22 protein-coding genes and 1 pseudogene are annotated in these 24396 nt (G+C 64.0%); 10 read left to right on the forward strand and 13 right to left on the reverse strand.

Annotated features, from left to right (window positions below; genetic code table 11):
- Positions 1-3: 3 nt before the first annotated feature.
- From DSM43276_RS15815 to car, 3 genes are all read left to right on the forward strand, one after another.
- A complete protein-coding gene (locus DSM43276_RS15815; protein WP_078329701.1) occupies positions 4-1557 on the forward strand; it encodes a 1,4-alpha-glucan branching protein domain-containing protein in 1554 nt (517 codons plus the stop codon).
- Positions 1558-1612: 55 nt separating this feature from the next.
- The gene (locus DSM43276_RS15820) at positions 1613-2857 is read left to right on the forward strand and encodes a glycosyltransferase family 4 protein (protein WP_078329700.1); all 1245 of its coding nucleotides are present in this window, start codon (positions 1613-1615) and stop codon (positions 2855-2857) included.
- 91 nt (positions 2858-2948) lie between these two features.
- A complete protein-coding gene (gene car, locus DSM43276_RS15825; protein WP_078329699.1) occupies positions 2949-6446 on the forward strand; it encodes a carboxylic acid reductase in 3498 nt (1165 codons plus the stop codon).
- A 37-nt stretch (positions 6447-6483) separates the two neighbouring features.
- Here the strand turns inward: car and DSM43276_RS15830 are convergent.
- The 3 genes and pseudogenes from DSM43276_RS15830 to DSM43276_RS15840 form a co-directional block, all read right to left on the reverse strand.
- A pseudogene (locus DSM43276_RS15830) lies at positions 6484-6720 on the reverse strand (hypothetical protein); the annotation flags it as partial.
- Positions 6721-6750: 30 nt separating this feature from the next.
- Complete coding sequence (locus DSM43276_RS15835) at positions 6751-7071, reverse strand: hypothetical protein (RefSeq protein ID WP_078329698.1); 321 nt, start codon at positions 7069-7071, stop codon at positions 6751-6753.
- 862 nt (positions 7072-7933) lie between these two features.
- Entirely contained in the window at positions 7934-8707 is a 774-nt protein-coding gene (locus DSM43276_RS15840; protein ID WP_234803029.1) for an MspA family porin, read from the reverse strand.
- A gap of 449 nt (positions 8708-9156) precedes the next feature.
- On the opposite strand from DSM43276_RS15840, the gene DSM43276_RS15845 reads away from it, so the two are divergent.
- Complete coding sequence (locus DSM43276_RS15845) at positions 9157-10089, forward strand: LysR family transcriptional regulator (protein ID WP_136629105.1); 933 nt, start codon at positions 9157-9159, stop codon at positions 10087-10089.
- Between the two features lie 41 nt (positions 10090-10130).
- Here the strand turns inward: DSM43276_RS15845 and DSM43276_RS15850 are convergent, their stop codons facing one another.
- Positions 10131-10967, reverse strand: a complete 837-nt coding sequence (locus DSM43276_RS15850; RefSeq protein WP_078329774.1) for a metal-dependent hydrolase — start codon at positions 10965-10967, stop codon at positions 10131-10133.
- A 67-nt stretch (positions 10968-11034) separates the two neighbouring features.
- Positions 11035-11871: a metal-dependent hydrolase gene (locus DSM43276_RS15855; RefSeq protein ID WP_078329696.1), complete on the reverse strand. Its 837-nt coding sequence runs from the start codon at positions 11869-11871 to the stop codon at positions 11035-11037.
- A 130-nt stretch (positions 11872-12001) separates the two neighbouring features.
- Between DSM43276_RS15855 and DSM43276_RS15860 the strand changes: the two genes are divergently transcribed.
- From DSM43276_RS15860 to DSM43276_RS15870, 3 genes are read left to right on the forward strand one after another with little or no spacing between them, the layout of a single operon-like run.
- Positions 12002-12340 carry an ArsR/SmtB family transcription factor gene (locus DSM43276_RS15860; RefSeq protein WP_078296023.1) on the forward strand — a complete coding sequence of 113 codons (339 nt, stop codon included), beginning with the start codon at positions 12002-12004 and terminating at the stop codon, positions 12338-12340.
- A complete protein-coding gene (locus tag DSM43276_RS15865) occupies positions 12337-12837 on the forward strand; it encodes an SRPBCC family protein (protein WP_078329695.1) in 501 nt (166 codons plus the stop codon). The genes DSM43276_RS15860 and DSM43276_RS15865 overlap by 4 nt, the downstream gene beginning before the upstream one ends.
- Before the next feature lie 33 nt (positions 12838-12870).
- A complete protein-coding gene (locus DSM43276_RS15870) occupies positions 12871-13317 on the forward strand; it encodes a nitroreductase family deazaflavin-dependent oxidoreductase (protein ID WP_078329694.1) in 447 nt (148 codons plus the stop codon).
- Here the strand turns inward: DSM43276_RS15870 and DSM43276_RS15875 are convergent.
- Positions 13301-14050 carry an acyltransferase gene (locus DSM43276_RS15875; protein ID WP_078294627.1) on the reverse strand — a complete coding sequence of 250 codons (750 nt, stop codon included), beginning with the start codon at positions 14048-14050 and terminating at the stop codon, positions 13301-13303. The two genes, DSM43276_RS15870 and DSM43276_RS15875, sit on opposite strands and share 17 nt — an antisense overlap.
- Before the next feature lie 85 nt (positions 14051-14135).
- On the opposite strand from DSM43276_RS15875, the gene DSM43276_RS15880 reads away from it, so the two are divergent.
- Positions 14136-15428 carry an outer membrane protein assembly factor BamB family protein gene (locus tag DSM43276_RS15880; RefSeq protein WP_078329693.1) on the forward strand — a complete coding sequence of 431 codons (1293 nt, stop codon included), beginning with the start codon at positions 14136-14138 and terminating at the stop codon, positions 15426-15428.
- Here DSM43276_RS15880 and DSM43276_RS15885 read toward each other — a convergent pair.
- The 5 genes from DSM43276_RS15885 to DSM43276_RS15905 are packed head-to-tail and all read right to left on the reverse strand — an operon-like array spanning position 15382 to position 20075.
- A complete protein-coding gene (locus DSM43276_RS15885) occupies positions 15382-16575 on the reverse strand; it encodes a THUMP-like domain-containing protein (protein ID WP_078329692.1) in 1194 nt (397 codons plus the stop codon). The two genes, DSM43276_RS15880 and DSM43276_RS15885, sit on opposite strands and share 47 nt — an antisense overlap.
- A gap of 18 nt (positions 16576-16593) precedes the next feature.
- On the reverse strand, positions 16594-17559 hold the full coding sequence (locus DSM43276_RS15890; protein WP_078329691.1) for a class I SAM-dependent methyltransferase: 966 nt from the start codon (positions 17557-17559) through the stop codon (positions 16594-16596).
- 21 nt (positions 17560-17580) lie between these two features.
- Positions 17581-18375: an enoyl-CoA hydratase gene (locus tag DSM43276_RS15895; RefSeq protein WP_078329690.1), complete on the reverse strand. Its 795-nt coding sequence runs from the start codon at positions 18373-18375 to the stop codon at positions 17581-17583.
- The gene (locus DSM43276_RS15900) at positions 18372-19205 is read right to left on the reverse strand and encodes an NUDIX hydrolase (RefSeq protein WP_078329689.1); all 834 of its coding nucleotides are present in this window, start codon (positions 19203-19205) and stop codon (positions 18372-18374) included. Before DSM43276_RS15900 ends, DSM43276_RS15895 begins: the two co-directional genes overlap by 4 nt.
- 27 nt (positions 19206-19232) lie before the next feature.
- Positions 19233-20075: an ABC transporter ATP-binding protein gene (locus tag DSM43276_RS15905; RefSeq protein WP_078324130.1), complete on the reverse strand. Its 843-nt coding sequence runs from the start codon at positions 20073-20075 to the stop codon at positions 19233-19235.
- Between the two features lie 120 nt (positions 20076-20195).
- Here DSM43276_RS15905 and DSM43276_RS15910 point away from each other — a divergent pair, with 120 nt between their 5' ends.
- Positions 20196-20942 carry a helix-turn-helix transcriptional regulator gene (locus tag DSM43276_RS15910; RefSeq protein ID WP_078329688.1) on the forward strand — a complete coding sequence of 249 codons (747 nt, stop codon included), beginning with the start codon at positions 20196-20198 and terminating at the stop codon, positions 20940-20942.
- Here the strand turns inward: DSM43276_RS15910 and yczE are convergent.
- Entirely contained in the window at positions 20924-21613 is a 690-nt protein-coding gene (yczE, locus tag DSM43276_RS15915; RefSeq protein ID WP_078329687.1) for a membrane protein YczE, read from the reverse strand. The two genes, DSM43276_RS15910 and yczE, sit on opposite strands and share 19 nt — an antisense overlap.
- Before the next feature lie 62 nt (positions 21614-21675).
- Between yczE and yczR the strand changes: the two genes are divergently transcribed.
- The gene (yczR, locus tag DSM43276_RS15920) at positions 21676-23124 is read left to right on the forward strand and encodes a MocR-like transcription factor YczR (protein WP_078329686.1); all 1449 of its coding nucleotides are present in this window, start codon (positions 21676-21678) and stop codon (positions 23122-23124) included.
- 12 nt (positions 23125-23136) lie between these two features.
- Here yczR and serB read toward each other — a convergent pair whose 3' ends face one another.
- A complete protein-coding gene (gene serB / locus DSM43276_RS15925; protein WP_078329685.1) occupies positions 23137-24396 on the reverse strand; it encodes a phosphoserine phosphatase SerB in 1260 nt (419 codons plus the stop codon).

Below are 24396 nucleotides of genomic sequence, written 5' to 3' on the forward strand. Positions count from 1 at the left end.
CGCGTGACGGAGAAGGTTCCTGGGCTATTCACGCTGGTGCTGCACACGCACCTGCCGTGGCTTGCCAATCACGGTCGCTGGCCGGTCGGCGAGGAATGGCTATACCAATCCTGGTCGGCCTCGTATCTGCCGTTGTTCAAGGTGCTGCGGACACTGGCAGCTGAGGGCCGGGAGAGCCTGATCACCCTCGGTATCACCCCAGTGGTAGCCGCGCAGCTCGACGACCCACACTGCCTGACCGGGCTGCACAGCTGGCTGGCCAACTGGCAGTTGCGCGCCTTCGAGGCGGCCACCATCACCAGCACCGACGCGGAGCCTGGCACTGCTTCGAACCCGGAGATGTTGCGGGCCTTTGGCGTTCGCGAATACCGCAGCGCCACGGACGCCCTTGACGAATTCGACCGGTGCTGGCGCCACGGTGGCAGCGGCCAGCTGCGCGGCCTCATCGATGCGAAAGCCATTGAACTGCTGGGCGGCCCGCTCGCACATCCGTTCCAGCCGCTGCTGCACCCCCGGCTGCGCGAATTCGCGCTGCGCGAGGGGTTGGCCGATGCCGCACAGCGTTTCGGCCATGCACCCTCCGGCATCTGGGCACCCGAATGCGCCTACGCCCCGGGCATGGAGGAGGGCTACGCGGCCGCCGGGGTCAACCACTTCATGGTGGATGGTCCGTCCCTTCAGGGTGATACCTCACTGGGCCGCCCCGTGGGCGACTCCGATGTGGTCGCGTTCGGCCGCGATCTGACGGTGAGTTACCGCGTGTGGTCACCCAAGTCCGGATATCCCGGCCATGCCGCGTACCGCGACTTCCACACCTACGACCACGACACCGGCCTCAAGCCCGCCCGGGTCACCGGACGCAACGTGGCTCCGGAAGCCAAGGCGCCGTATGACCCTGAGCGTGCGGATGCCGCGATTGACGTCCACGTCCGCGACTTCGTGGACACCGTGCGCCAGCGCCTCATCGCCGAGTCCGGCCGCATCGGGCGGCCCGCGCATGTCATCGCCGCCTTCGACACCGAACTGTTCGGCCATTGGTGGTACGAGGGGCCGATGTGGCTCGAACGTGTGCTGCGTGCCCTGCCCGAAGCCGGTATCCATGTAGGCACCCTGGAGCAGGCCCGTGAACGGGGCTACGTGGGCAAGCCCTTCGACTTACCTGCCAGCTCATGGGGTTCGGGTAAGGACTGGCATGTGTGGAACGGCGAGAAGGTGGCCGACCTCGTGCAGCTGAACAACGAGGTGGTCGACACCGCACTCACCGCAGTAGACAAGGCCCTGAGTGAACAACCCGCGCCGCATACCCGGAATCGGGTCGCCGATCAGATCCTGCGCGAGGCACTGCTGACGGTGTCCAGCGACTGGCCGTTCATGGTCAGTAAGGATTCGGCCGCCGATTACGCGCGTTACCGCGCGCATCTGCACGCACACGCCACCCGTGAGATTGCCGACGCGCTGGCCGGCGGACGGCACGATGCGGCAATCCGGCTGGCGGACGGTTGGAACCGCGCGGACGGGCTGTTCGGCGCGCTTGATGCGCGGAGGCTGCCACGATGAACACGATCTTCGCCCGCTCATCAATGAACACGGTCTTCGCCCGAGAGGCTCATCAATGAGAATCCTGATGGTCTCGTGGGAGTACCCACCCGTGGTTATCGGCGGGTTAGGCCGGCATGTACATCACCTGTCGACCGAGCTGGCCGCTGCCGGGCATGAGGTGGTGGTGCTCACCCGTCGCCCGTCAGGCACGGACCCGGCGAGCCACCCGACATCCGACGAGATTTCTGAAGGTGTCCGGGTGGTCGCGGCTGCCGAGGATCCACACGATTTCGACTTCGGCACCGACATGATGGCCTGGACGCTGGCCATGGGGCATGCGATGGTCCGCGCCGGACTGGCCTTGGGCTTCAAAGGGTCCGGCGATTGGCGCCCCGACGTGGTCCATGCGCACGACTGGCTGGTGGCCCACCCGGCGATCACCCTGGCCGAGCACTTCGACGTGCCGCTGGTGTCGACGCTGCACGCCACCGAGGCAGGCCGACACGGCGGCTGGGTATCCGGACGCATCAGCCGGCAGGTGCATTCGGTGGAATGGTGGTTGGCCCGCGAATCGGACTCGCTGATCACGTGCTCGGCCTCGATGCTCGATGAGGTAACTCAGCTGTTCGGGCCGGAACTGCCGCAGGTTCACGTCATCCGCAACGGAATCGATGTCACCCGTTGGGTGTTCGCTCCCCGACTGCCCTCTGATGGGTCCGCGCCGGTGCTGCTTTTCGTCGGACGGCTCGAGTACGAGAAGGGCATCCACGACGCCATCGCGGCGCTGCCGAAAATTCGCCGCTCGCACCCGGGAACGGTGTTGGCGGTCGCGGGTGATGGCACGCAGCAGGATTGGCTCCTCGAACAGGCGCGCAAGCACAAGGTCGTCAAGTCCGTTCAGTTCCTGGGCAACCTGGACCACGAGGGTCTGTTGCAGTGGCTGCATCGCGCGGACGCCATCTTGTTGCCCAGCCATTACGAGCCGTTCGGCATCGTGGCGCTGGAGGCCGCGGCCGCGGGTACTCCCCTAGTGACCTCGACCGTCGGCGGGCTGGGCGAAGCAGTCATCGACGGCGAGACCGGATTGTCCTTCACCCCACGCGATGTGGCAGGCATCGCGGATGCGGTCAAACGCACCCTCGATGACCCGGCCGCTGCCGCCGAGCGGGCCGTGGCGGCACGGGCCCGGCTCACCGCGGACTTCGACTGGGCCACCGTCGCCGACGAAACAGCGCAGGTGTACTTGGCCGCCAAACGCCGCGAACGGGAGCCGTTGGGCCGCAGCGTTATCGTCGAGCGTCCGCTGCCGGACCGCTAACCTCGATTCCGCGAGCAGACAACTGTTGCACGCAAAATCCCGAGATACCTGCGCGATACATGTCTGTTCGGCGAGAGAAGGGACTCACACCATGACCGATGCCGCGGCCCTGGCGGCGAAGCTGGTCGAGTCCGACCCCCAGTTTCAGGCGGCCATTCCCGACCCTGAGGTGATGGATTCCCTGCTGGTGCCCGGACTGCGGTTGTCGCAGGTACTGCACGCTCTCCTGACCGGCTACGCCAACCGGCCCGTCATGGGTTTCCGATCCCGCGAATCGGTCGTCGACCCCGCCACCGGCCGCACGGTCGATCGGCTGCTCCCCGCCTTCGAGACGATCACCTACGGCGAGCTCCGCGAGAACATCTCGGCCATTCTCGCCGAATGGCAGCACGGCCCGAACGCCATGGGTGCCGACGACTTCGTTGCCACCATCGGCTTCTCCAGCCCCGACTACGTCACCCTTGACCTTGCCACGCTCATGAACGGGTCGGTATCGATTCCTCTGCAACACAACGCATCAGCGGCCCAGCTGCGCATGATGCTGGAGGAAACAAGTCCGCGGCTGGTGGCGGCGAGCGCGGACAGTCTCGATCTCGCGGTGGAGGCAGCACTGGGGCTTACAGATCTGCGGCGGGTGGTGGTATTCGACTACCGGCCTGACACTGATGATCATCGCGAAAAGCTCGCCGCGGCAAGGAGCCGCCTACAGGAAGCCGGCATGAAGGTCGTCGTCGAGTCACTCGCGGACGTCATCGCGAAGGGACGGCAACTGCCCGAGCCCGTGCTCTACACGGCCGGCGACGATCAGCGCACGGCACTGATCATGTACACCTCGGGCAGTACCGGCGCACCCAAAGGCGCGACGTTCACCGAGTGGACGGTGACCCGTTTCTGGTCCTCGGGTGCGGCACCCAACCGGGACACCCCCATCATCAACGTCAACTTCCTGCCGCTCAACCACCTCGCCGGTCGAGTTGGGCTCCTCACCGCCTTCATTCCCGGCGGCACATGCTATTTCGTTCCGGAGAGCGATCTATCCACACTCTTCGAGGACTGGCAGCTAGTGCGCCCCACCCACATGGGCGTGGTACCGCGAGTGGTCGACATGCTCTTCCAGCACTACCAAACCCGTGTCGACGCACTCATCGCCGAGGGAGCCAACGCCACCTCTGCCGACCGCACGGCCAAAACCGAACTGCGCGAGGATGTTCTCGGTGGGCGTGTGGTCGCGGGCATGCTCGCCACGGCGCCGCTGTCCCCCGAAATGAAGACGTTCCTGGAATCCTCCCTCAACTTCCACCTACTCGATCTGTATGGCTTGACTGAGGTGGGCGGCGTGTTCCGGGATGGCAAAATCTCCCGTCCGCCGGTACTCGACTACAAACTCGTCGACGTCCCCGAGCTGGGGTACTACACCACCGATAAGCCCTATCCGCGTGGCGAATTGCTGGTCAAGAGTGCCACCGCGACACCCGGGTACTACAAACGTCCCGATGTCACTGCCGAGGTGTTCGACGCCGACGGTTATTACCGAACCGGCGATGTCATGGCGGAGATCGCGCCCGACGAGCTCGTGTACGTAGACAGGCGCAACAACGTCATCAAGCTCGCCCAGGGTGAGTTCGTCGCGGTGGCGAACCTTGAGACGGTGTACGTCGGCGCACCGCTGGTTCGCCAGATCTTCGTCTACGGCAACAGTGAACGCGCGTACCTGTTGGCAGTCATCGTGCCCACCGAAGAGACACTGCAGCGTTACACCAATTCGCCCATCGACATGAAGAACTCAATCCGGGAGTCGCTACAGCGGACCGCCCGCGCCAACCATCTGCACTCGTACGAACTTCCGGCCGACTTCATCATCGAAACCACCCCGTTCACGATCGAGAGCGGCATGCTCGCGGCGGTGGGTAAGCCGATACGCCCCAAGATGATCGAGCACTACGGCAGTCGACTTGAACAGCTATATGCCGACCTCGCCGAGGCCCGCGTCCAAGAGCTACGCCTGCTACGCGATACCGCACAGCAGCGACCGATCATCGAGACCGTCACCGAGGCCGCCCAGGCACTGCTCGGCATGTCCTCGGACGCGGTGCGTCCCGACCACCATTTCATCGATCTCGGCGGAGACTCGCTGTCGGCGTTGACCTTTTCCAACCTGCTGCGCGATTTGTTCGACGTCGACGTGCCGGTCGGTGTGATCACCGGTCCCGCGGCCGATCTGCGTAAGCTCGCCGCCTATATCGAGACCGCCCGCGAGAGCAACGTGGCCACCGCGACCAGTGTGCACGGACCGGACGCGGCCGTCATCAACGCGGATCAGCTCACTCTCGACAAATTCATCGACGCCGAGACGCTCGGCAATGCCTCCACACTTCCCGCCCCCTCCAGCGCCGTGCACACGGTTCTCCTCACCGGGGCCAACGGGTATCTCGGCAGATTCCTCTGCCTGGAGTGGCTGCAGCGGTTGGCACAGTCCGATGGACAACTGATCTGTCTGGTTCGCGGCGATGACAACGACGACGCCCTCGCCCGTCTTGAGGCTGCATACGGCGACACCGATCAGACACTGCTCGACGAATTCCGCGCGCTGGCTCGGCGACATCTGCGGGTAGTCGCCGCCGATATCGCGCAGCCCCGCCTCGGGTTAGATGACGCGACCTGGGAGCAATTGGCTCGCGAGGTCGACAAGATCGTCCATCCGGCCGCACTGGTGAACCACGTGCTCCCCTACAGCCAGCTGTTCGGTCCCAATGTCTTTGGCACAGCAGAGGTTATCCGCTTGGCATTGACGACGAGAATGAAGCCGGTGACCTACCTGTCAACGATGGCAGTCGCCATGGCGGTGCCCAATTTCGACGAGGACGGCGATATCCGCACGGTGAGCCCGACTCGCCATATCGGCGCGGGTTACGCCAACGGCTATGCCAATAGCAAGTGGGCCGGCGAGGTGCTACTGCGGGAGGCGCACGATCTATGCGGCCTACCGGCCAGCGTCTTCCGCTCCGACATGATCCTCACCCACCGTCTGTACAGCGGTCAGCTCAACGTCACCGATGCCTTTACCCGCATGCTGCTGAGCCTCGTTCTCACCGGAATCGCACCGCGCAGCTTCTACCAAGGCGGCTCCGACGGAGACCGTCCGCGAGCGCATTACGAAGGGCTGCCGGTGGATTTCGTCACCGAGGCGATCACCACCCTGGGGCTGGCCAACTCCGAGGGATTCCGCTCGTACGACGTCATGAACCCGCACGACGACGGCATATCCGTAGACACCTTCGTCGACTGGCTTATCGAAGACGGTCACACCATCGACATCATCGACGACTATGACGAATGGCTGTCCCGCTTCGAGACGGCGCTACGGGGCCTGCCGGACGAACTGCGGCGCAGCTCGGTGCTTCCCCTCCTGGACGCCTATCGCGCGCCGGGCCACCCGCGGCGTGGTGCCGATACCCCTACCGACATGTTCCGGAAGGCAGTGCAGGACTACAAGATCGGGAGCGACGGGGACAGCGCCGACATTCCACATATCGACCGCGCGCTCATCTCCAAGTACATATCGGATCTGCGCGCGCACGGGTTGCTGTAAACGCGTCCGCGCGAAGATCAGCTGAACGCCGAGCGCTTCAGATTCCGACGATTCCGGTGAAGTTCCCGTCAACCTTGGCCAACGTGCGCTCACCACTACCGTCGAGGTTGACTGCACGAATCTCGCCTGCCATATCGCTGACGTAGGCGCCTGACTGTCTCTGGGCGGGGATCTGGGCGCGGTTCAACGTATTTCCCAACGGGGGAGCTCCACGGTCGGTCCAGTAGATCACTCCGCCGTCAAGGTCCAGTTCGATGTCAATCGGCTCGGGCAGCCGCATCGTGATGAAGAGCCACCAACCACATCAGATATAACAGCTGTTCAAGATCAGAGCGTAGGCCTTGGACCAAGAATCCAGAAGCTGCGCCAGACGAGCCGCCCATTCCGCGGTGGCTGGCTTCGTGAGGTCCTGACTGCGGCGTTCGGTGTACAGCGTGCTCATCGCGATTACCGCGTTTTTGAACACTTCAAACTTGTTCTTCTCGCGAGCATTCTCGAGGTTCACGCTAGCGCTCACCGCCAAGCTGACGATGCTATTGAACAACCGAAGATCGCTGTCGACAACCAATTCCCCCGATTCCTTCGTGGGAAAAGGATCCGAGACGGCAGCGATCCTGATCGCCAATGCGTCGATTCTCCCGGACGCCGATCGAATGATCTGGCAATCCTGCGGCGAAGCCGGCTCATCGGGTCGAGTGTCAGCCGGTGCCGGCGACGCACCAGGATCATCAACTGGCGCCGGCGATACAGGCGCCCGTAGCTGCCCCGGAGCATCTTCAGCGCGTGGCGTTGCCGCGCCTCCCGGAGGAGACAGTCCGGGACCAGGGTCCGGTAGAGGATCGATCGGCGGATCAGCCAACCGGCCAGACACGTCGCGGAGGGTTGGAGACGACGCTTTGGCCACGTTGCCTCCAACCCCTGCCTGAACACCGCCTAAGGCAAGACAGACCACACACACCACCATGCAACGGACGGTGTGGGCCAATATCTGACTCAACCGGCCTCCGTGCCGCATATTAGTTGCCCGGGAGCTTTAACGGCGGTCCCTGAATGTGATTCGCGGGGAAGTCCGGGACAGGAAGACCTGTCATGTATCCGGGAAGAATTGCATTCGTCCCCGGACGATATCCGCTTGACCCCGTGCTGATTTCGCTGGCCAGCGGACCCAAACCACCGGGCACGTACCCCGGCACGATGCCGGGCTGCGGCGAGCTAACGCCTGGAGCCTGTCCCCCCGCATATGGGCTCATCTCGCCATAAATCGCCGCCCCAGGCGCGCTGGAACTGTGCGGATTGAGATACGGATTGGGCGCTGGTGCCGGTGCAGGCGCTGGTATTGGGTCCGCGTGAGCGAGCGCCGAACCAACACCTAATCCAACCAAGCTCACCGACATAACCGCGAACGCCGACCTCACTACTAGCTTGTGCATAGTGCTCCTAATCGCTTTACAGGAATTGAACTTCTGGCGACCAAAGTCTTGCCCACACTAGATCTGAATGGGCTCGCCATAAGTTGCCAACGAGGAGTGCGTGAAATCGGTCGTGATACTCAGCAGCGTGAAAGACCGAACCGTAACCGGGCCTCCGCATGCGTCGATCTTGATATGCATGTTCCGCACCCGCAACCGCGCCTCACTGCCTCTGAGAGCCATGCTGTCCATGGGAATCGCGACAATTCCGCCGGGCCGCAATGTGAACTGCAACCCTCCATTGATGCCTGCACCCGCGCCCACTGCGCCGAAGCCCGCACCAAACGGCCCCGGCCCACCGAAGATCCCGCCAACTCCACCGCCCACGCCAGCACCTACGCTGCCACCCAAAGTGATGCCCTGACTTAGATCGATCTGGCATCCCATCTGGTAGCCGATGGTCAGCGATGCTGAGGTCACAGGGTTGCTTCCCTGACCGTTGATCTTTCCAACGCCCGTGAACTGCACGAACGCTTCCCTCGAAAATGCCGTCGCAGCCAGATTCGGAACTGGGTTAACTTCCTCGTCGAGCGTGTCTACTTCAATGCCCCAGCCATCTTCGGTCCGATCAAGCAAATTTGAGTCAGGCAGACCTTGCGCATTCGCAGTCACAGCGCTCGTGGCGAGCATCGCCAATACAGCGAAGAGACCCGAGACCACCCGGATAACCGCGCGCGCCGACCCCCGTCGCCGAGTTGAAATCTTTAGCGGATTCATCGTCACCTTTCCGAAATTCTCGACTAGAAAAACTCTTCGCATAACCGAATAAATGGCAACTAAAAATGAGAACATGATCGTTGCCCACCTAGCAGCATCTGCAAGATATCTGCGGCGTGCAGTATTACTTCTTGCACCTTGCGGTTCACCTGTAAGGCAACTGGCGAGGACAGTATCTAGCGAATAAAGCAACCGCAAACTAATGGCATGTGACAAGGATCATAGATACTCTATTTATCATTGAATCGAGCTAGTTAAAAAGCAGCATTTTTAGAGGTCAATGACGTTTTTGATCGATCACCACGCAGCAACAGACCCAGTAAGATGACTATTGCTTTCTGAGCAATAACTATTGCTCAGCAAACAACAGTGATTCTGATTCAGTTCGGAAATGCCAAGCAGTCGCTGGATCATGCCCGACGCTCCAATATTGACGCATGTAATCAATCGATCCGTGCCCTCATCGATACTCGCGGACGCGCCCGCAAAATTTGTTCATCCCTTACTTGGATATAATCGGGAACGTGGATGTAAGAGGCCTCGAGATACACGACTTGCGTTGCTTCGTCGCGGTGGCAGCGAGGCTAAACTTCACTCGTGCTGCGGCCGACCTTCATATGTCCGTTCCCCCGCTTAGCCGGCGGATCCGCGCCATGGAAGGGACACTCAAAACAAAGCTATTTATTCGCGATACGCGCCGGGTAGTTCTCACTCCCTCAGGCGTCAACCTACTCCCGCTCGCCGAGAAGATACTCCACCAATTCGATACCTTGCCGGATGCTGTGTCACCTGATCTCGCCTCTGGCAGTCAAACAATTAGCTACGGCGTACCGCCCTGGCTCCACCCAGAACTGTCCTCCAAGCTCGAGCGCCTGGAGGAGCTCTACGCCGAGCGCCTGACGCTGATCAAGCGGCGGCGAAGAAGCCAGGAAGCCATCAGTGCGATAGTGCGGAAAGACTTGGTGTTCGGCTTCGCGCGGTCAGCACCAACCAACACCACATTGAGCAGCGTCGTTGTTCGGCAAGAGAGTGTAGGAGCAGTGCTATCGAGAGCTGAGTACGGAGCGCGTAGCTCAATCTCCCTCGAAGAACTCATCAAGCTCGACTACGTCACCGATCGGCGTGACAGCGACACCGAATACCGACGACAGGTCGATGGACTGCTAAGGGCCACTAGCCTTCTCAAGCGATCACGACACAACCCCGCCGATCATTCTTCAGCCGCTGAAGCCATCAGCACCGGCAGAGCATTCGCGATAGCACCTATCTCGGAGGGCGCCAGAGAGACCTCTGACCTCTACCACTCTGCAGAGACGGTGTGCCTGCCTGTAGACGGTCTCGACTTCGTCCTGCCAACCTGTCTGGTGTGGAGCACAGAGCTGGCTCAGAACGACAGAAATTCGCGGGACGTGATCGACACGGCTGTAGGTTTGTGCCAAGGGGGCGCCCCCCTTTGATTCGACGTAGCCGGGCTAGCTCGGACCTGACGAACTGAGAATCAGTGCACGTGGTCGGCGATCTGCCCCTGCTCACCAAACAACACGGCATTCCACGTCGCGATGAGTTCGGTGTTGTCCACGTCGTCGGGGTGAAAGTCTTTGCGGCTGTAAGACACTAGCCGCCTAAACACCTCGCGCGAGAAGAAAGGCGAGCGGAACAATCGGATGGCGCTGCGAAAGGAGATCCTGGGGTTGTAGAAGTCCCGGTCCCGAAACAACGATATGAACGACGCACACGCGGCAAGCGTGAAGAATCCACATGTGGTGAACCACATGACAAATACCCGCATGCGGTTGGTGCCGCCGACGGCCTGGTAGACATCGAAGGCCACCGTACGATGCTCGGATTCCTCCAACGCGTGCCACAGCAGCATGGATCGCACCTCACCCTGCCCCAACATCTGTTGGGCGCGTTCGTCGGTCAGGAGCGTCTCGGCCAGGATCGCGGTGTAATGCTCCAGCGCCGCGGTCATCGCGAGGCAGTACTTCGCCGAGGAGTAGCGCGTGCGCGCTTCCAGCCCCCGGCGCGTCGCTCGATCGATGAACGCGGTCGGATAGCCCATTTCCTGCAGGCGCTCGTTGAGCTCGCGGTGCTCACGGCTGTGTGTCGCCTCCTGGCCGATGAACCCGGCCACCTGCTTCTTGAGCTCAGGATCGGTGATCTGGTCGGCGACCGCGCGCACCGAGCGGATCATGAACGCCTCGCCCTCGGGGAAAGCCCCCGAGAGCACCGACACCACGTGACTCATCCCCAAGTCGTCCTGCACGTAGTGACGCCGCATGGAACCAGCCGGATAGCGAAACTTGATCCGCCTGGTCTTGATTTCCCGTTCCACGATCACCTCACCCGCTGTCCGTCTCCCCACCAGTATCACCAGCGTGCCGACGCGCGTGAGCCCGGCCCTAGTGCAGGTGTCCGGCCAGCTGCCCGTTCTCCCCGAAAAGTTCGGCATGCCATTTCTCGATGAGTTCGGTGTTGTCGGAATCGTTGGGGTGGAATCCCGGACGGTTGTACTCACCGATGCGGCGTCGCACCTCGCGGCTCAGGAACGGCAAGTGCCGTAACGCCACAATGCTTTTCACCAGCCGGATGGGGTTGTAGGCGGCCTTGTCACGCAGCAGCGAGATCACCGTCTCAAAGAATGTGGTGTAGATGAACGCGATGGTGGTGCGCCGCATCACCCAGATGCGCAGCCGCTCACTACCACCGACCGCTCGGTAGACGTCGAACGTGACGCAACGGTGCTCGGCCTCCTCGAAGGCATGCCACAGCAGCATGGAACGCACCTCGCCCTCGCCGAGCATGTCCAGGGCACGTTGATCGGTCAGCAGGGTCTCCGCGAGAACCGCGGTGTAATGCTCCAACGCGGCCGTGACGGCCAACGTGTAGATCGGCGGGTAGTTCCGGGTCTGGAAGTTGAATATCCGGCGAGCCAACCGTTCCACGAACGCAGTGGGATATCCCATTTCCTGCAGGCGCTCGTTGAGTTCACGATGCTCACGCCCGTGGGTCATCTCCTGGCCGATGAACCCGGACACCTGCTTCTTGAGTTCGGGATCGGTGATCTGGTCCGAGTAGCGCCGAACCGACCGGATGAAGAACTCCTCACCCTCAGGAAACACCGCCGACAGCATCGCCATCATGTGGCTCGACACCAGGTCACCCTGCACAAAATGGCGATCCAGCGAACCCGGCTGGTAGCGAAACTTGATACGGCGGGTCTTGATCGGCCTGTCCATACTCAGCTTCCCACTACCCCGCAATGACTGATTTCGGTCGGCATCGCCAACGGGCTCAGGGTACCGCAGTTCGCTGAGATTCCGATGACCCAGGCCTTGACATATACCTATATCGGTATATGTTTCATTCATGGCGCGCACCCCCACCACCGCTGACGCGTTCAACGCGATCGCCGAGGCGGGCCGCCGTGACCTGCTCAGCGCCATCGGCGCCGGTGAGGTCACCGTGAACGAACTGGTGACGCGGACCCGGATGGGTCAACCGCAGGTGTCCAAGCATCTGGGCGTGCTCCGTGCTGTGGATCTGGTGCGGGTGCGCTCACACGGACGACAACGCTTCTATCGCGTCAACGGTGCGGCCCTGCGGCCCGTCCATGACTGGGTGGGCGCGTTCGAACGCACCTGGAACCAGCGCCTCGACCGACTCGACGATCTACTCACCGAACTCAAGAAAGAGGAAATGGAATGACCGTTAGCAACCGTTATGGCAGCGCCACCGTCCAACTTCCCTCGGACACAACAATTCTCATCACCCGATCGTTCGACGCGCCCGCCGCGCTGGTCTTCCGGACACTCACCGAACCCGAGCTGGTCAAGCGCTGGTGGGGATTCGAGACCGCACAATGGCAGGTCTGCGAGATCGATCTGCGGGTCGGCGGCACGTGGCGGTACGTGGTCAGCCAACCGTGCGAGTCCGAGCCCGACATGAAGGTCGCCTTCCATGGCGAGTACCGCGAGATCGACGCACCGCACCGGCTGGTCAGCACCGAGGTGTTCGAAGGTGTGCCCGACGGCGAGGCGCTCGTCTCCACCACCCTGGATGAGGCCGATGGCGTGACGACTATGCGGGTGCTGGTGCAGCACAGCTGCAAGGAGCACCGCGACGGGCACATCAACTCCGGCATGGAGGGTGGCATGCAGGTCAGTTACAACCGCATCGAGGACCTGCTGCGCGACCTGGGGTGAAATAGGGCGCCCACCGCGTGTGTTGCAGCGACCGTGAGCAACCACTTCACCTCCGAGTACATCGCCACCAACCCGCAGTGGGTCGACGAGCAGATCGAGATCTACGAATCCAGCGGCGGGGCCGAAGGCACCACATTCGACGGCATCCCCGTCGTGGTGCTGTACACCGTCGGGGCGAAATCGGGACAGATCCGCAAGGCGCCACTCATGCGCGTCGAGCGCGCGGGCATATACCTGGCGGTCGGCTCAATCGGTGGAGCCCCGAAGAACCCGGCCTGGGTCGCCAACCTGCGGGCCAATCCGGTGATCGAACTGCGCGACGGCGAGAACGTGCAGACCGTACGCGCCGACGAGGTCACCGACGAGGCCGAGCGTGACACATGGTGGGACCGTGCCGTGGCGGCCTTCCCTCCCTACGCGGAGTACACGACACGCACCGCGCGGGTCTTTCCACTGTTCACCCTCACTCCGGTGAGCTAGCGGCCGCCTTCTTGCGTTCAATATCGGCCAGCGCCTCGGCAAGTTGCGCACGCTGCGCGGCCGAGGCGTCCCAGGCCACCTTCCGGTTCTTGACGACCCTGGCCGGCGCCCCGACGGCGATCGAATAGTCCGGGATCACACCCTTGACCACGGCGTGGGCACCGAGCACGCAGCCGCGGCCAACGATCGTGTCCCGAAGGACCGTCACCTTGGTGGCGATCCAGGTGTCCGGCCCGATGCGCACCGGAGATTTAGCGATGCCCTGGTCCTTGATCGGGTAGGTGATGTCGTCCATGCGATGGTCGAAATCACACACGTAGCACCAGTCGGCCATGAGGGCGGAGTCGCCGAACTCGATGTCGATGTAGGCGTTGACGACGTTGTCCTTACCGAACACCACCTTGTCGCCCAGACGTAGGGACCCCTCATGGGCACGCAGCGAGTTTCCGTCGCCGATATGCACCCATCTGCCGATCTCCATCCGGGCCAGCTCGGGTGTGCAGTGAATCTCGACGTTCTTGCCGAGGAACAGCATGCCGCGCGTGACGATGTGCGGGTTGGAAAGCTTGAACTTGAGCAGGCGCCAGTACCGCACCAGGTACCACGGCGTGTATGCCTTGTTCGCGATCACCCATCGCAATGAGGCCTTGGTCAGGAATTTAGCCTGTGCTGGGTCGCGTAGGCGCTGTCCGCGCCACCGCTTGTGCAGGGGAGCGCCCCACATCGTCGTCATGGCCGCACAGCCTACGGGACGGGGCAGGACGCGCACGCTACCCTGCGATGGGCCGGACCGCCCCCTATGGAAGGAGTGCCTCACCGTGCTTTCCCGGGCACGAGTACTCGCGAGCATTGCTTTCGCGACACTCCTCACCGTCACCGGATGTTCCGGGGATGATTCCTGGATCAACATCAAGGCGGCGCCCGGCTGGTCCGCCACCTACGCCGATGCGCACAACAGCAGCTACACGCCCACCGAGGGCGCTCGCGAGCTGACCCTGGAGTGGAGCCGGAACACCAAGGGCCAGATACGCAGTGCCGCGGCCATCGGTATCGACAACTTCGTCGCCGTCAGCGCCGACACCCAGTCCGGTTGCACGCTCATGGAGTGGGAGAACGATAAGGCTGCCCGCCAGCGCTGGTGTACCCGGATGGTCACCGGAAGCCCGTGGTCAGGACCGCTCTCCGACGGCTACAACAACATTTACATGGGTCAGCCCGGCGCCGTGGTGTCGTTCCCGCCCACCCAGTGGATTCGGTGGCGCAAGCCCGTCATCGGCGCACCGACCACGCCCAAGATCGTCGAGCCCGGACGGCTTCTCGTTGTCACGCACCTCGGCCAGATACTGATCTTCGACGCCCAGCGCGGCGAGGTCGTGGGTACCCCCATGGATCTGCTCGAAGGGGTCGACCCTGCCGATCCACGACGCGGCCTGGATGATTGCGAGGCGGCGAGGCCCCAATGCCCGATATCCGCCTCCCCCGCCTACGATCCGGAGACCGGCACGATTGTCACCACGCTGTGGCAGCCGGGCAAACCGGTACCGGTGCTGCTGGGAATCACCTACGACGCCGACGGCAAGATCACTTTGAAACACAAGTGGGCCAACAAGATCATCGATGAAGGCGTGATCGGCTCCCCCGTGATGTCCCACGATGGCGAGACGGTCTACATCAACGACCGCAAGGGTTCGCTACACGCGATGCACACGTTCGATGGCAGCCAGAAATGGTCGGTGCCCTTGGGATTCAACGCCACGACGCCACCCTCTGTTGCACCGGACGGGACCATCATCGCCGGAACCGGCGACAAGGCCACCCTGGTGGGGATCAAGGACTCCGGCACCAAGGGTGAAATCGCCTGGCGTCGCGATGATCTCGCTCCGCTCTCGACATCGAGTCAGGCCGCAGGAAACGTGGGCTATGCCGTTGTTAGAGACGGAGACAAGGGGCTGGCTCTGGTGGTGTTCAACACCCCGGACGGAGCCACCATCAACCGGTACCCGCTGCCCGATGCCACAGGCTTCCCGGTCGGCATCTCGATCGGACCCGATCAGCGGGTGATCGTCACGTTGAGCGAGGGTCTGGTGTACGGGTTCCGCCCGGGGACCTAGCCTCACAAACGAATGCTGTTGCACCACTACCTACCCGGGTGATGACGACCGATAGCGCCACACCGCCGCGCAACTTCAGCCGGGTGCGCAGCACCGCCGGGTCGAGATCGACCCCGCGCACGGTGATCTCCACGGACCCACAATCGCGAGCGGCGAGCGCCTGACGCAGCCGCTTCTCGCTGTACGCGAGCACATCGAGCACCCGATAGCCCTGCACACCGGCAGGCACCGAATCCCCCGACAGGTAGGCGATACGGGGATCCAACTGCCACAACCCATGCCGCGCAGCGTATTGCCGCACCAGACCGGCGCGCACGACTGCGCCGTCGGGGTCGATGATCCACTCGCCCGCGTCGGCGACCGCACAGTCATCGGGGTCGGCATCGGTCAGCTGATAGCCGGCACCGGCCGTGGTGAGCACGGTGGCGCGCCGGTGTGCCCGAGCCAACCCCACCGACCACAGACATGCCTCGCGGACGCCCCCGTCGAGCGACACAACCTCGACCTCACCGGCAAACCCGGTCTGTTCCCGCAGATCGGTGAAGTCCAGTCCCGGAGCGCATTTGACGACCAGATCGCGATCGGCGTATGTGCGCAGCACCGCGTCCAGGGGCGGTGAGTAGGCCGACGGATCGAACCGTCGGCGCCCGCCGGCGCGGCGCCCCGGATCGGCGATCACCACCTCGGCACGGCTGGATGGTGCCAGCGCATCCGCCCGACACACCAGAACCTGGTTGCCGATGTTGTGGCGCGCCATTGCCGTTCGCACCGGATCGAGATCGCTGCCGATGACCGTGGCGGCAACGCCGTCGAGGGCCGCGAGCTCGGTCCCCACCGAGCACGTCACATCATGAACCACCCGCCCGGTCAATCGCCCGGCCCGGTGTCGCGCCACCGCGGCGGGCGTCGCCTGCTGTAGCGCGTCATCGGTGAACAGCCAGTCACGCACATCGCCCAGCTTGGCCATCGCCTTACGGCGCAGCTGCACGGTCTGCGCCAAGACAGCGGCGCGGTCGCCGAATTCGGTGCGCAGGGCCGTCGTATCGGCCACCAGAGTGCCCGTCGCGAAGGTGTACGCGGAGGCCCGCGCCAGGTCCGCACTGCCCGCCTCCGACGACAGATATGCGACGTCGGGAAGCTCGAACACCGGCAGGAATTCGAGGGATTACGAGGACTTGAGCCCGGTGATCATCACGTTGTAGTACCAGCCCTTCGGCACCACATGACGCCACACGTTCTCGTCGACCCAGCTGAGCGCCTTCCAACCACCGAACGCGAACTTCGCCCAGCCCCAGCCCAACTTGCCCGGCGGCACCGTCGACTCGAACGTGCGCACCGGCCAGCCCAGCATGGCGGCGGTGAATTCCTCGCTGGCCGTCCGCACCGCAACGGCACCGGCGTTGGTGGCCATCTTCTCGAGGTCGGCAGGATCAAACGTGTGCAGGTCAACGACCCATTCCAGGGCCGCGGCACGCGAATTCTCGTCGAGTTCCTCCTGCGGACGCCGCCAGCTCTCCAATCCCGGCAGCTTCATCGCCTGGACCGTGGCCTTCCACGTCAGATTCGCGAGCGCGCGCGCGTACAGGTTCCCGACCGTGGTGGGCTCGCCGGCGAAGATGAACCGTCCACCGGGCTTGAGCACCCGCAGCACCTCACGCAGCGACAGCTCGACATCGGGAATGTGGTGCAACACGGCATGGCCCACCACCAGATCGAAGGTGTTGTCGTCGTAAGGAATCCGCTCGGCATCGGCGACCCGGCCGTCGACGTCCAGGCCCAGCTCCTTGCCGGTGCGGGTGGCGACCTTGACCATGCCTGGCGACAGGTCGGTGACCGAACCACGGCGCGCGACGCCCGACTGCATCAGGTTCAGCAGGAAGAAACCGGTGCCACACCCGAGCTCCAGGGCACGGTCATACGGCAGCTCGCGCTGGTCCTCGGCGGGCACGATGGCGTCGAACCGTCCGCGGGCGTAATCGATGCAGCGCTGGTCGTACGAGATGGACCACTTCTCGTCGTAGGTCTCCGCTTCCCAGTCGTGATAGAGGATCTGGGCGAGTTTGTTGTCCTCAAAAGCGGCAGCGACCTGCTCCGCAGTGGCCTTGGTCGTCGGCTCGGAAATCTCCGTCATGGCCGTCAGCCTAACGCCTGGTTAGGCTCCCCTGAACCGGGCCGTCCCCGGGCCGATCTCCAGCTGAGCGGCCACCCCGTCCGCACGATCCTGTGTCGCGAACACCTGGCAAAACAGCTCGCGTTCCCTGTCCAGTCCCCCGGCCAGCGGACTGTCGAAGCCGTGGTCGATTGCGGCCTTGGCGGCGGCGAGCGCCAGGGGTGGCCCGTCGACAAAGCGCCGGGCCCAGGCCGCGGCCTCGGTGTAGACATCGTCGGGTGCCACCATCTGATCCAGAAGCCCCATCCGCAGGGCCTCCTTGGCGGCGACCAGTCGGCCGCTGAACACCATTTCCTTGGCCCGACTCAAACCCACAACGCGCGCCAGACGCACCGTCCCGCCACCGCCCGGGATCATGCCCGCCAGGATCTCTGGCGAACCCACCTTGGCGTTGTCCCCCGCGATCCGCCAATCGGCAGCCAGCGCCAACTCCAGACCACTGCCCAACGCGTATCCCGTGATCGCGGCGATCGTGGGTTTGGCCAGCTCTGCCACCGCGGTCAGCGCGGCCTGGCGGTCACCGGCGCTGCGCGACATCTCATCAGGGGTCAACTCCGATAGTTCAGCCAAATCATCACCAGTGCAAAAGATTTCGTGCCCGCCGTAGACGATGACGACGCGGATGTCCGCGCGCGCGTTTGCCTCGGCGGCGGCGAGGGCCAGCTCGCGGTACATCTGGCGGGTGAGGGCGTTGGTGGGCGGACGCGACAGCGCGATGGTGCCAATGCCGGGATGCTCGGGCGCGGTACGTACCGAGACGAATTCGGGTTCGGTCATGACAGCTCCGGCCCGGCCACCTCGGGGATCTCCACGGCGCCCTGCCGGGCGGCCTCGTAGCGGTCCACATCGTCGAATTGGACGAACCATCGACCGTCCTGCTCCGTCAGGATCGGCATGATCGGAGCGATCTGTCGCGCCGATGCCAGCACCTCCGAGACCGTCGCTCCGGACGAGGACACGGCGTCGAGCTGCGACCAGGTGGGAGGAAGCAGGAAGCTGCGTCGCTCGGTAAAGGCCGATATCGCGGCCTCGGGAGTCTGCCAACCCGAGGCGACGGCCTCCGTGTTATCGCCGTCGGCGTCCTGCCCCGACGGCAACGCCGCGACGAAGAAGAACGTGTCGTACCGACGCGGCTCTGCCTCCGGTGTGATCCAGTTGGCCCACGGTCGTAGCAGGTCTGCCCGCAGAAAAAGCCCCTCACGCTGCAGGAACTCTCCGAAGGACAGCGTCTTGTCGGAGAGGTCGTGACGTGCCTGACGATAAACGGCCGCGTCCCCCACGATCTCGGCCTCCGAGGTGCCCGCGAACAGCACTCCACACTCTTCGAAGGTCTCGCGAGCGGCGGCACACACCAATGCCGACGCCAGCTCGGGCGACACACCGAACCGCTGCGCCCACCAGTCGACATCCGGGCCCACCCATGGCAGGTCGGCGCGCAGGTCGCGGGAGTCCACGCCGCCACCCGGAAACACCGTCATCCCGCCGGCAAAGGCCATGGCGTTATCGCGGCGCATCAGAAACGCCTCGACGCCGACAGCGCCGTCGCGGATGAGTACGACGGTGGCCGCGGGTTTCGGCTGCGCTGGATCGCTGGGGGTAGGTGTCATCGACGAGGGCTCCTTAAACTTTGCGCGCTACTGCGCCCGGTGGGCTGCCCGGGCCCGGGCACGTCGCGCGAAGTAGCGCCCGTCGATCATCTCAACCACGATCGACTGGCCGAACGCGCGGGACAGGTTCTCGCTGGTCATCACGTCCGCCAGCAGGCCCTGAGCGACAACCTCTCCCTCGGACAGCAACAAGGCGTGGCTGAAACCGGGCGGGATCTCCTCGACGTGGTGGGTCACCAAAACCATCGCGGGCGCATCCGGATCGGCGGCAAGCTCACCCAGCCGCGCCACAAGTTCCTCACGCCCGCCCAGATCCAGCCCGGCGGCCGGCTCGTCGAGGAGCAGCAGCTCGGGATCGGTCATCAGTGCACGAGCGATGAGCACCCGTTTGCGCTCACCCTCGGATAGCGTCCCGTACGTGCGATCGGCCAGATGCTCGGCGCCAAGGGTCTCCAGCATGTCCACCGCGCGCGCGGTATCGATCTCCTCGTACTCCTCGCGCCACCGCCCCAGCACCGCGTATCCGGCGGAAACCACCAGATCACGGACCACTTCGTTATCCGGTATCCGCTGCGCCAGCGCGGCCGAACTCAGGCCGATCCGTGCCTTGAGCTCCGAGACATCGACACGGCCCAACCGCTCGCCCAGGATGGCCGCGTGACCCGAGGTGGGGTGCTCCATGGCGGCCGCGATCCGCAGCAATGACGTCTTCCCGGCTCCGTTGGGACCGACGACCACCCACCGCTCGTCGAGCTCGACCGACCAGGTGACCGGGCCCACCAACACCTTGCGATTGCGGCGCAAGAGGACATCGCGGAAATCGAGCAGAAGGTCCGGATCAATTTCGGCCACGGGGCCATCGTGCCGCATCGAGCGCGGCGAGCGGCGAGCGGGAGCCATCTCGCGAACCGTCCAGACCATGCGTCCGAGCCGCCATCGCGTATCCTCGTGCATACGTCAGCAAGCTCGGAAGGAATTCTAGGCAACGATATGACAAACGATCTTGATCCGGATCCCTACCTGGACACGGTGCACAATATCGGGCTTGCTAACCATCGACTCATCTCTCAGCTCGATGCCGAAGCGAGTCGAATCCAGCAACGCGCAGCTCATGGCGAGGATCGTTCATGGGTATGGGATGACCTCAAGGCGTGGCGTCGCCGGGTCGACGCCTTCCAGTCTCAGCTGCGCCGTGACACGACGGCACTCGGACGCTTGATCGACGCCAACCGGCGAATCCAAGGATCAGATAGTGTGGAAGATAGTCGCACATCAAAACTTGATTCCTCGGCCGATAGCAACCGCAGCACCCTCTACCCGTTCAAAGATCCCCGAGCGCAAGAGGAATTCGTCGCCAGACTTAACCGAGTGTTCGCGGTGCTGCACACGCCCGGCCGCGGGCCGTATTCCAACAGCGAATTCCTAGTGTTCATGCGGACCGGGGGTACCGTAGTCTCCGCACCTTATCTGTCACAGTTGCGGAACGGGCAGCGCGGACGGCCTTCCCTGCAGGCACTGGAGAGTATCGCCCATGCCTTTCGCATCGATGTCCGTTACTTCACCGATAGTGGCTACGCGGACGAGTTGGACGCGGATTTGACCACACTCGAGCTCGCCCAGGACCCAGCGGTCATCGAGCTGACATCCACACTGATCGACCTTCCGGAAGCCCTTTGCGAGCAGTTCCTGATCGACGCCGAGTCGTTCGACCAACGCAATCAGGCCGGGACGTCCTGAGGTGATTCCGCCGCCACGACAGACGCGGAGTTGTCGCGCTGCGTGCTCAACACCGCACCCCAGCCACTGACGGCCAGCAGTCGCCGGGGCATCAGCCATAGCACCACCTGAATGAGGGGTCCGATCCCCAGCGCGTAGAGCAGGGTCCCCACGCCCACGTTCCCGCCGAGCAGCCAACCCGTCGCCACCACGATGACCTCGATGGTGGTCCTGATCAGCCGCACCGATCGGCCGGTGCGATGCACCAGTCCAGTTGTCAGTCCATCACGAGGACCCGGCCCCAGCCCCGCGCCGACGTACAGCACCGTCGCAATCGCGTTCAGCAATACGCCGCCGACCAAAAACCCCACCCGCGCGGCCATCGCCGACGGCGCGGGCAGCCAGGCCAGCGTGGAATCGACGGCAACGGCGATGACGACGATGTTCGCGATCGTCCCCACACCCGGCCTGTTACGCAAGGGAATCCACGCGAGAAGTACGACGACACCGGTCACCGCCGAGGCCAGTCCGATGCTCATCCCGGTACGCATGGAGAGCCCTTGATGGAACACGTCCCACGGGTCCAATCCGAGCCCCGCGCGCACCATGAGCGCCATCGAGAACCCGTACAGGTACAGACCCACCAGCAGGGCAGTGCCGCGCGCACTCCAACCAATCCATTTCCCGGTCACCCTTCGAGTTTCTCGGCCAACTGGCTTGTCTTTCAATAGCCAGTTGAGTCACACTGGCTTTTATGTCTGATCGCGTCGTCCTTGCCGACACCCTGGCCCGTCACCTCGGCCAATGGCGCACCGCGGGCTCTGCGGGCCCCGCGTACGGAGCGCTGGCGGACGCTATCCGGCTACTCGTCATCGACGGGCGGCTACCCCTTGGCGCCCGCATCCCCAGCGAACGAGCATTGGCGAGTGCCCTGCATGTCAGCCGCACCACTGTGACCGCCGCGTACGCGGAACTGCGCGAGAACGGATACCTGCGCGGCCGCCAGGGAGCGCGCAGCACCACTGCTCTGCCCGGCCCCGACCGATCACATTCGGCCACAACGGGATTGGCGAGCGCGATGATCGACCTGCAAAATGCCGCCACCGCCGCACCGGCCGCCGCGGTACTGGAGGCGTATCAGCTGGCCCTGATCAAACTGCCGACCCACCTTCGGGGAATCGGTCATGAACTGGTGGGCATTCCGGAGCTGCGCCCCCGCATCGCCGAGCACTTCTCTCGGCGCGGCCTGCCCACCGCAGAGGACCAGATCATGGTGACGTGCGGCGCCCAGCAGGCCATCGCGCTACTCCTCGGCGCTTTCGTGGAGCCCGGCGACAGAGTCCTGGTGGAGCAGCCGAGTTACCACGGTGCGCTCGATGCGATCACCCAACGTGGTGCACGCCCTGTTCCGGTACCGATGCACACCCACGAAGGCGAGTCGGGCTGGGATATGACCGGCATGGAGACCACCATCCGTCAAACGGCTCCAAACCTGGCCTACCTGGTGCTGGACAATCACAACCCCACCGGCCTCACCATGCCACTTGCACAACGAAAAATATTGGCGGACATCATCTCTCAGACTAGAACCCGCACGATCGTCGACGAGTCACTCGTTGGATCCTGGCATGTGGCACCCACGCCCGCGCCGATGGCCTCGCTGGTGGCGCGTCCCGATCTGGTGGTCACCATCGGGTCCATGTCGAAATCGTTCTGGGGCGGCATGCGCGTCGGCTGGATTCGCGCCGACCGCACCACCATCGCCCGGCTCGCCGCGGTGCGCGCGGCCATGGACACCGGAACACCGATCCTCGAACAGCTGGCCGCCGCCGAGCTGCTGGAACGTGCGGACGAGGTGGAAGCCACGCAGCGAGAGACCCTTCGCGCACGGCGCGCCCTGGTGGTGGCCGAGCTGCACCGGCGACTCCCCGATTGGGAGCTACAGGAAGCCGAAGGCGGACTGTGCATCTGGGCCCGGCTACCCGCTCCGATGAGTACCGCGCTCGCGGCCGCCGCCGCGCGCCTCGGGGTCCGCATTGCTGCCGGCCCACGGTTCGGGGTCGGCGGTTCACTGGAACGTTTTGTGCGGGTTCCCTTCACTCAGCACGACGATCAGTTGTTACGCGGTGTGGAGCTACTTGCCCAGGCCTGGCACACCGTGACCGGTGCTGCACCGCTTGCCGATTCGGCGATGGTGGGCTGACCCGCACGCCTCTTAATCGTCGAGAATCTCGACGCGGCGCACTCCGCCGTCGACGGCGTCGGCAGCCTCGATCTCGGCGCGGGTCACCCCGAGAATGAACAACACCACATCCAGATACGGCTGACTCACCGACGCGTCGGCAACCTCGCGCAGTGCGGGCTTGGCGTTGAAGGCCACACCGAGCCCGGCCGCCGACAACATGTCGATATCGTTCGCGCCATCACCGACCGCCACCGTCTGCGCCAGCGGCACCCCCGCCTCATAGGCGAACTGCCGCAACGCTTTGGCCTTCCCCGGGCGATCCACGACCTCCCCGATGACACGGCCGGTGAGCTTGCCATCCACGATCTCCAGGACATTGGCGGCCACGAAATCGAGGGCCAGGTCGTGGGCAAGCGGATCGATCACCTGCCGGAATCCGCCCGACACCACACCGCACGAGTACCCCAGGCGGCGCAGGGTCCGGATGGTGGTACGTGCGCCCGGGGTGAGCACCAGCTCCTCGGCCACCTCTTCGAGGACTGATTCGGGCAGCCCGGCCAGCGTGGCCACCCGCTGGTGCAGCGACTCGGCGAAGTCCAGTTCCCCCCGCATCGCCGCCTCGGTGATGGCCGCGACCTGTTCACGGGCTCCGGCACGATCGGCGAGCATCTCGATGACCTCGCCCTGAATCAGGGTCGAATCGACATCGAAGACGATGAGCCGCTTGGCCCGCCGGTCCAGGCTGCTGTGTTCTACGGCGATGTCCACCGGCTCGTCGACGGTCACCTGAGCCATGGCGGTGTGCAGGTCGAGATCGGTCAGCCGCTGTCCCCCGCGAGCGGGGGGTGCCCCCAGCGGCACCGTGACCCGCAGCTCCAGGCCCGTCACGGGATAGTCGGCGATACCCCGGATGAGGTCGATGTTGACCCCTAGTTCGGCAAGTGCGCGCGCTACCGCCCCGAAGGCCCTTGCGGTGACGGGCCGACCCAGCACCACGATGGTGTGGGTCGACGGGTCCCTGATGACCGAGCTATCGCGGCCGAGTTCGACGTCAACATTGAACCCGAGGGTGTGCATGGCCTCTTCGAGCTCGTCCTGCAAGGCCTCCACGGCTTGGTTGCCGCCGTGCGCCTTGACGAGGACGCCGAGCGTGAGCTTCCCGCGGATGACAACCTGCTCAACGTTCAGCAGCTCGACACCGTGGCGGGACAGCACCCCCATGAGCACCGAGGTGACACCAGGCTTGTCCGCCCCGGTGACGGTGACAAGGACCGTGAAGTTACGGGCCAC

This window comes from Mycobacteroides salmoniphilum, from assembly GCF_004924335.1.
Classification (GTDB): domain Bacteria; phylum Actinomycetota; class Actinomycetes; order Mycobacteriales; family Mycobacteriaceae; genus Mycobacterium; species Mycobacterium salmoniphilum.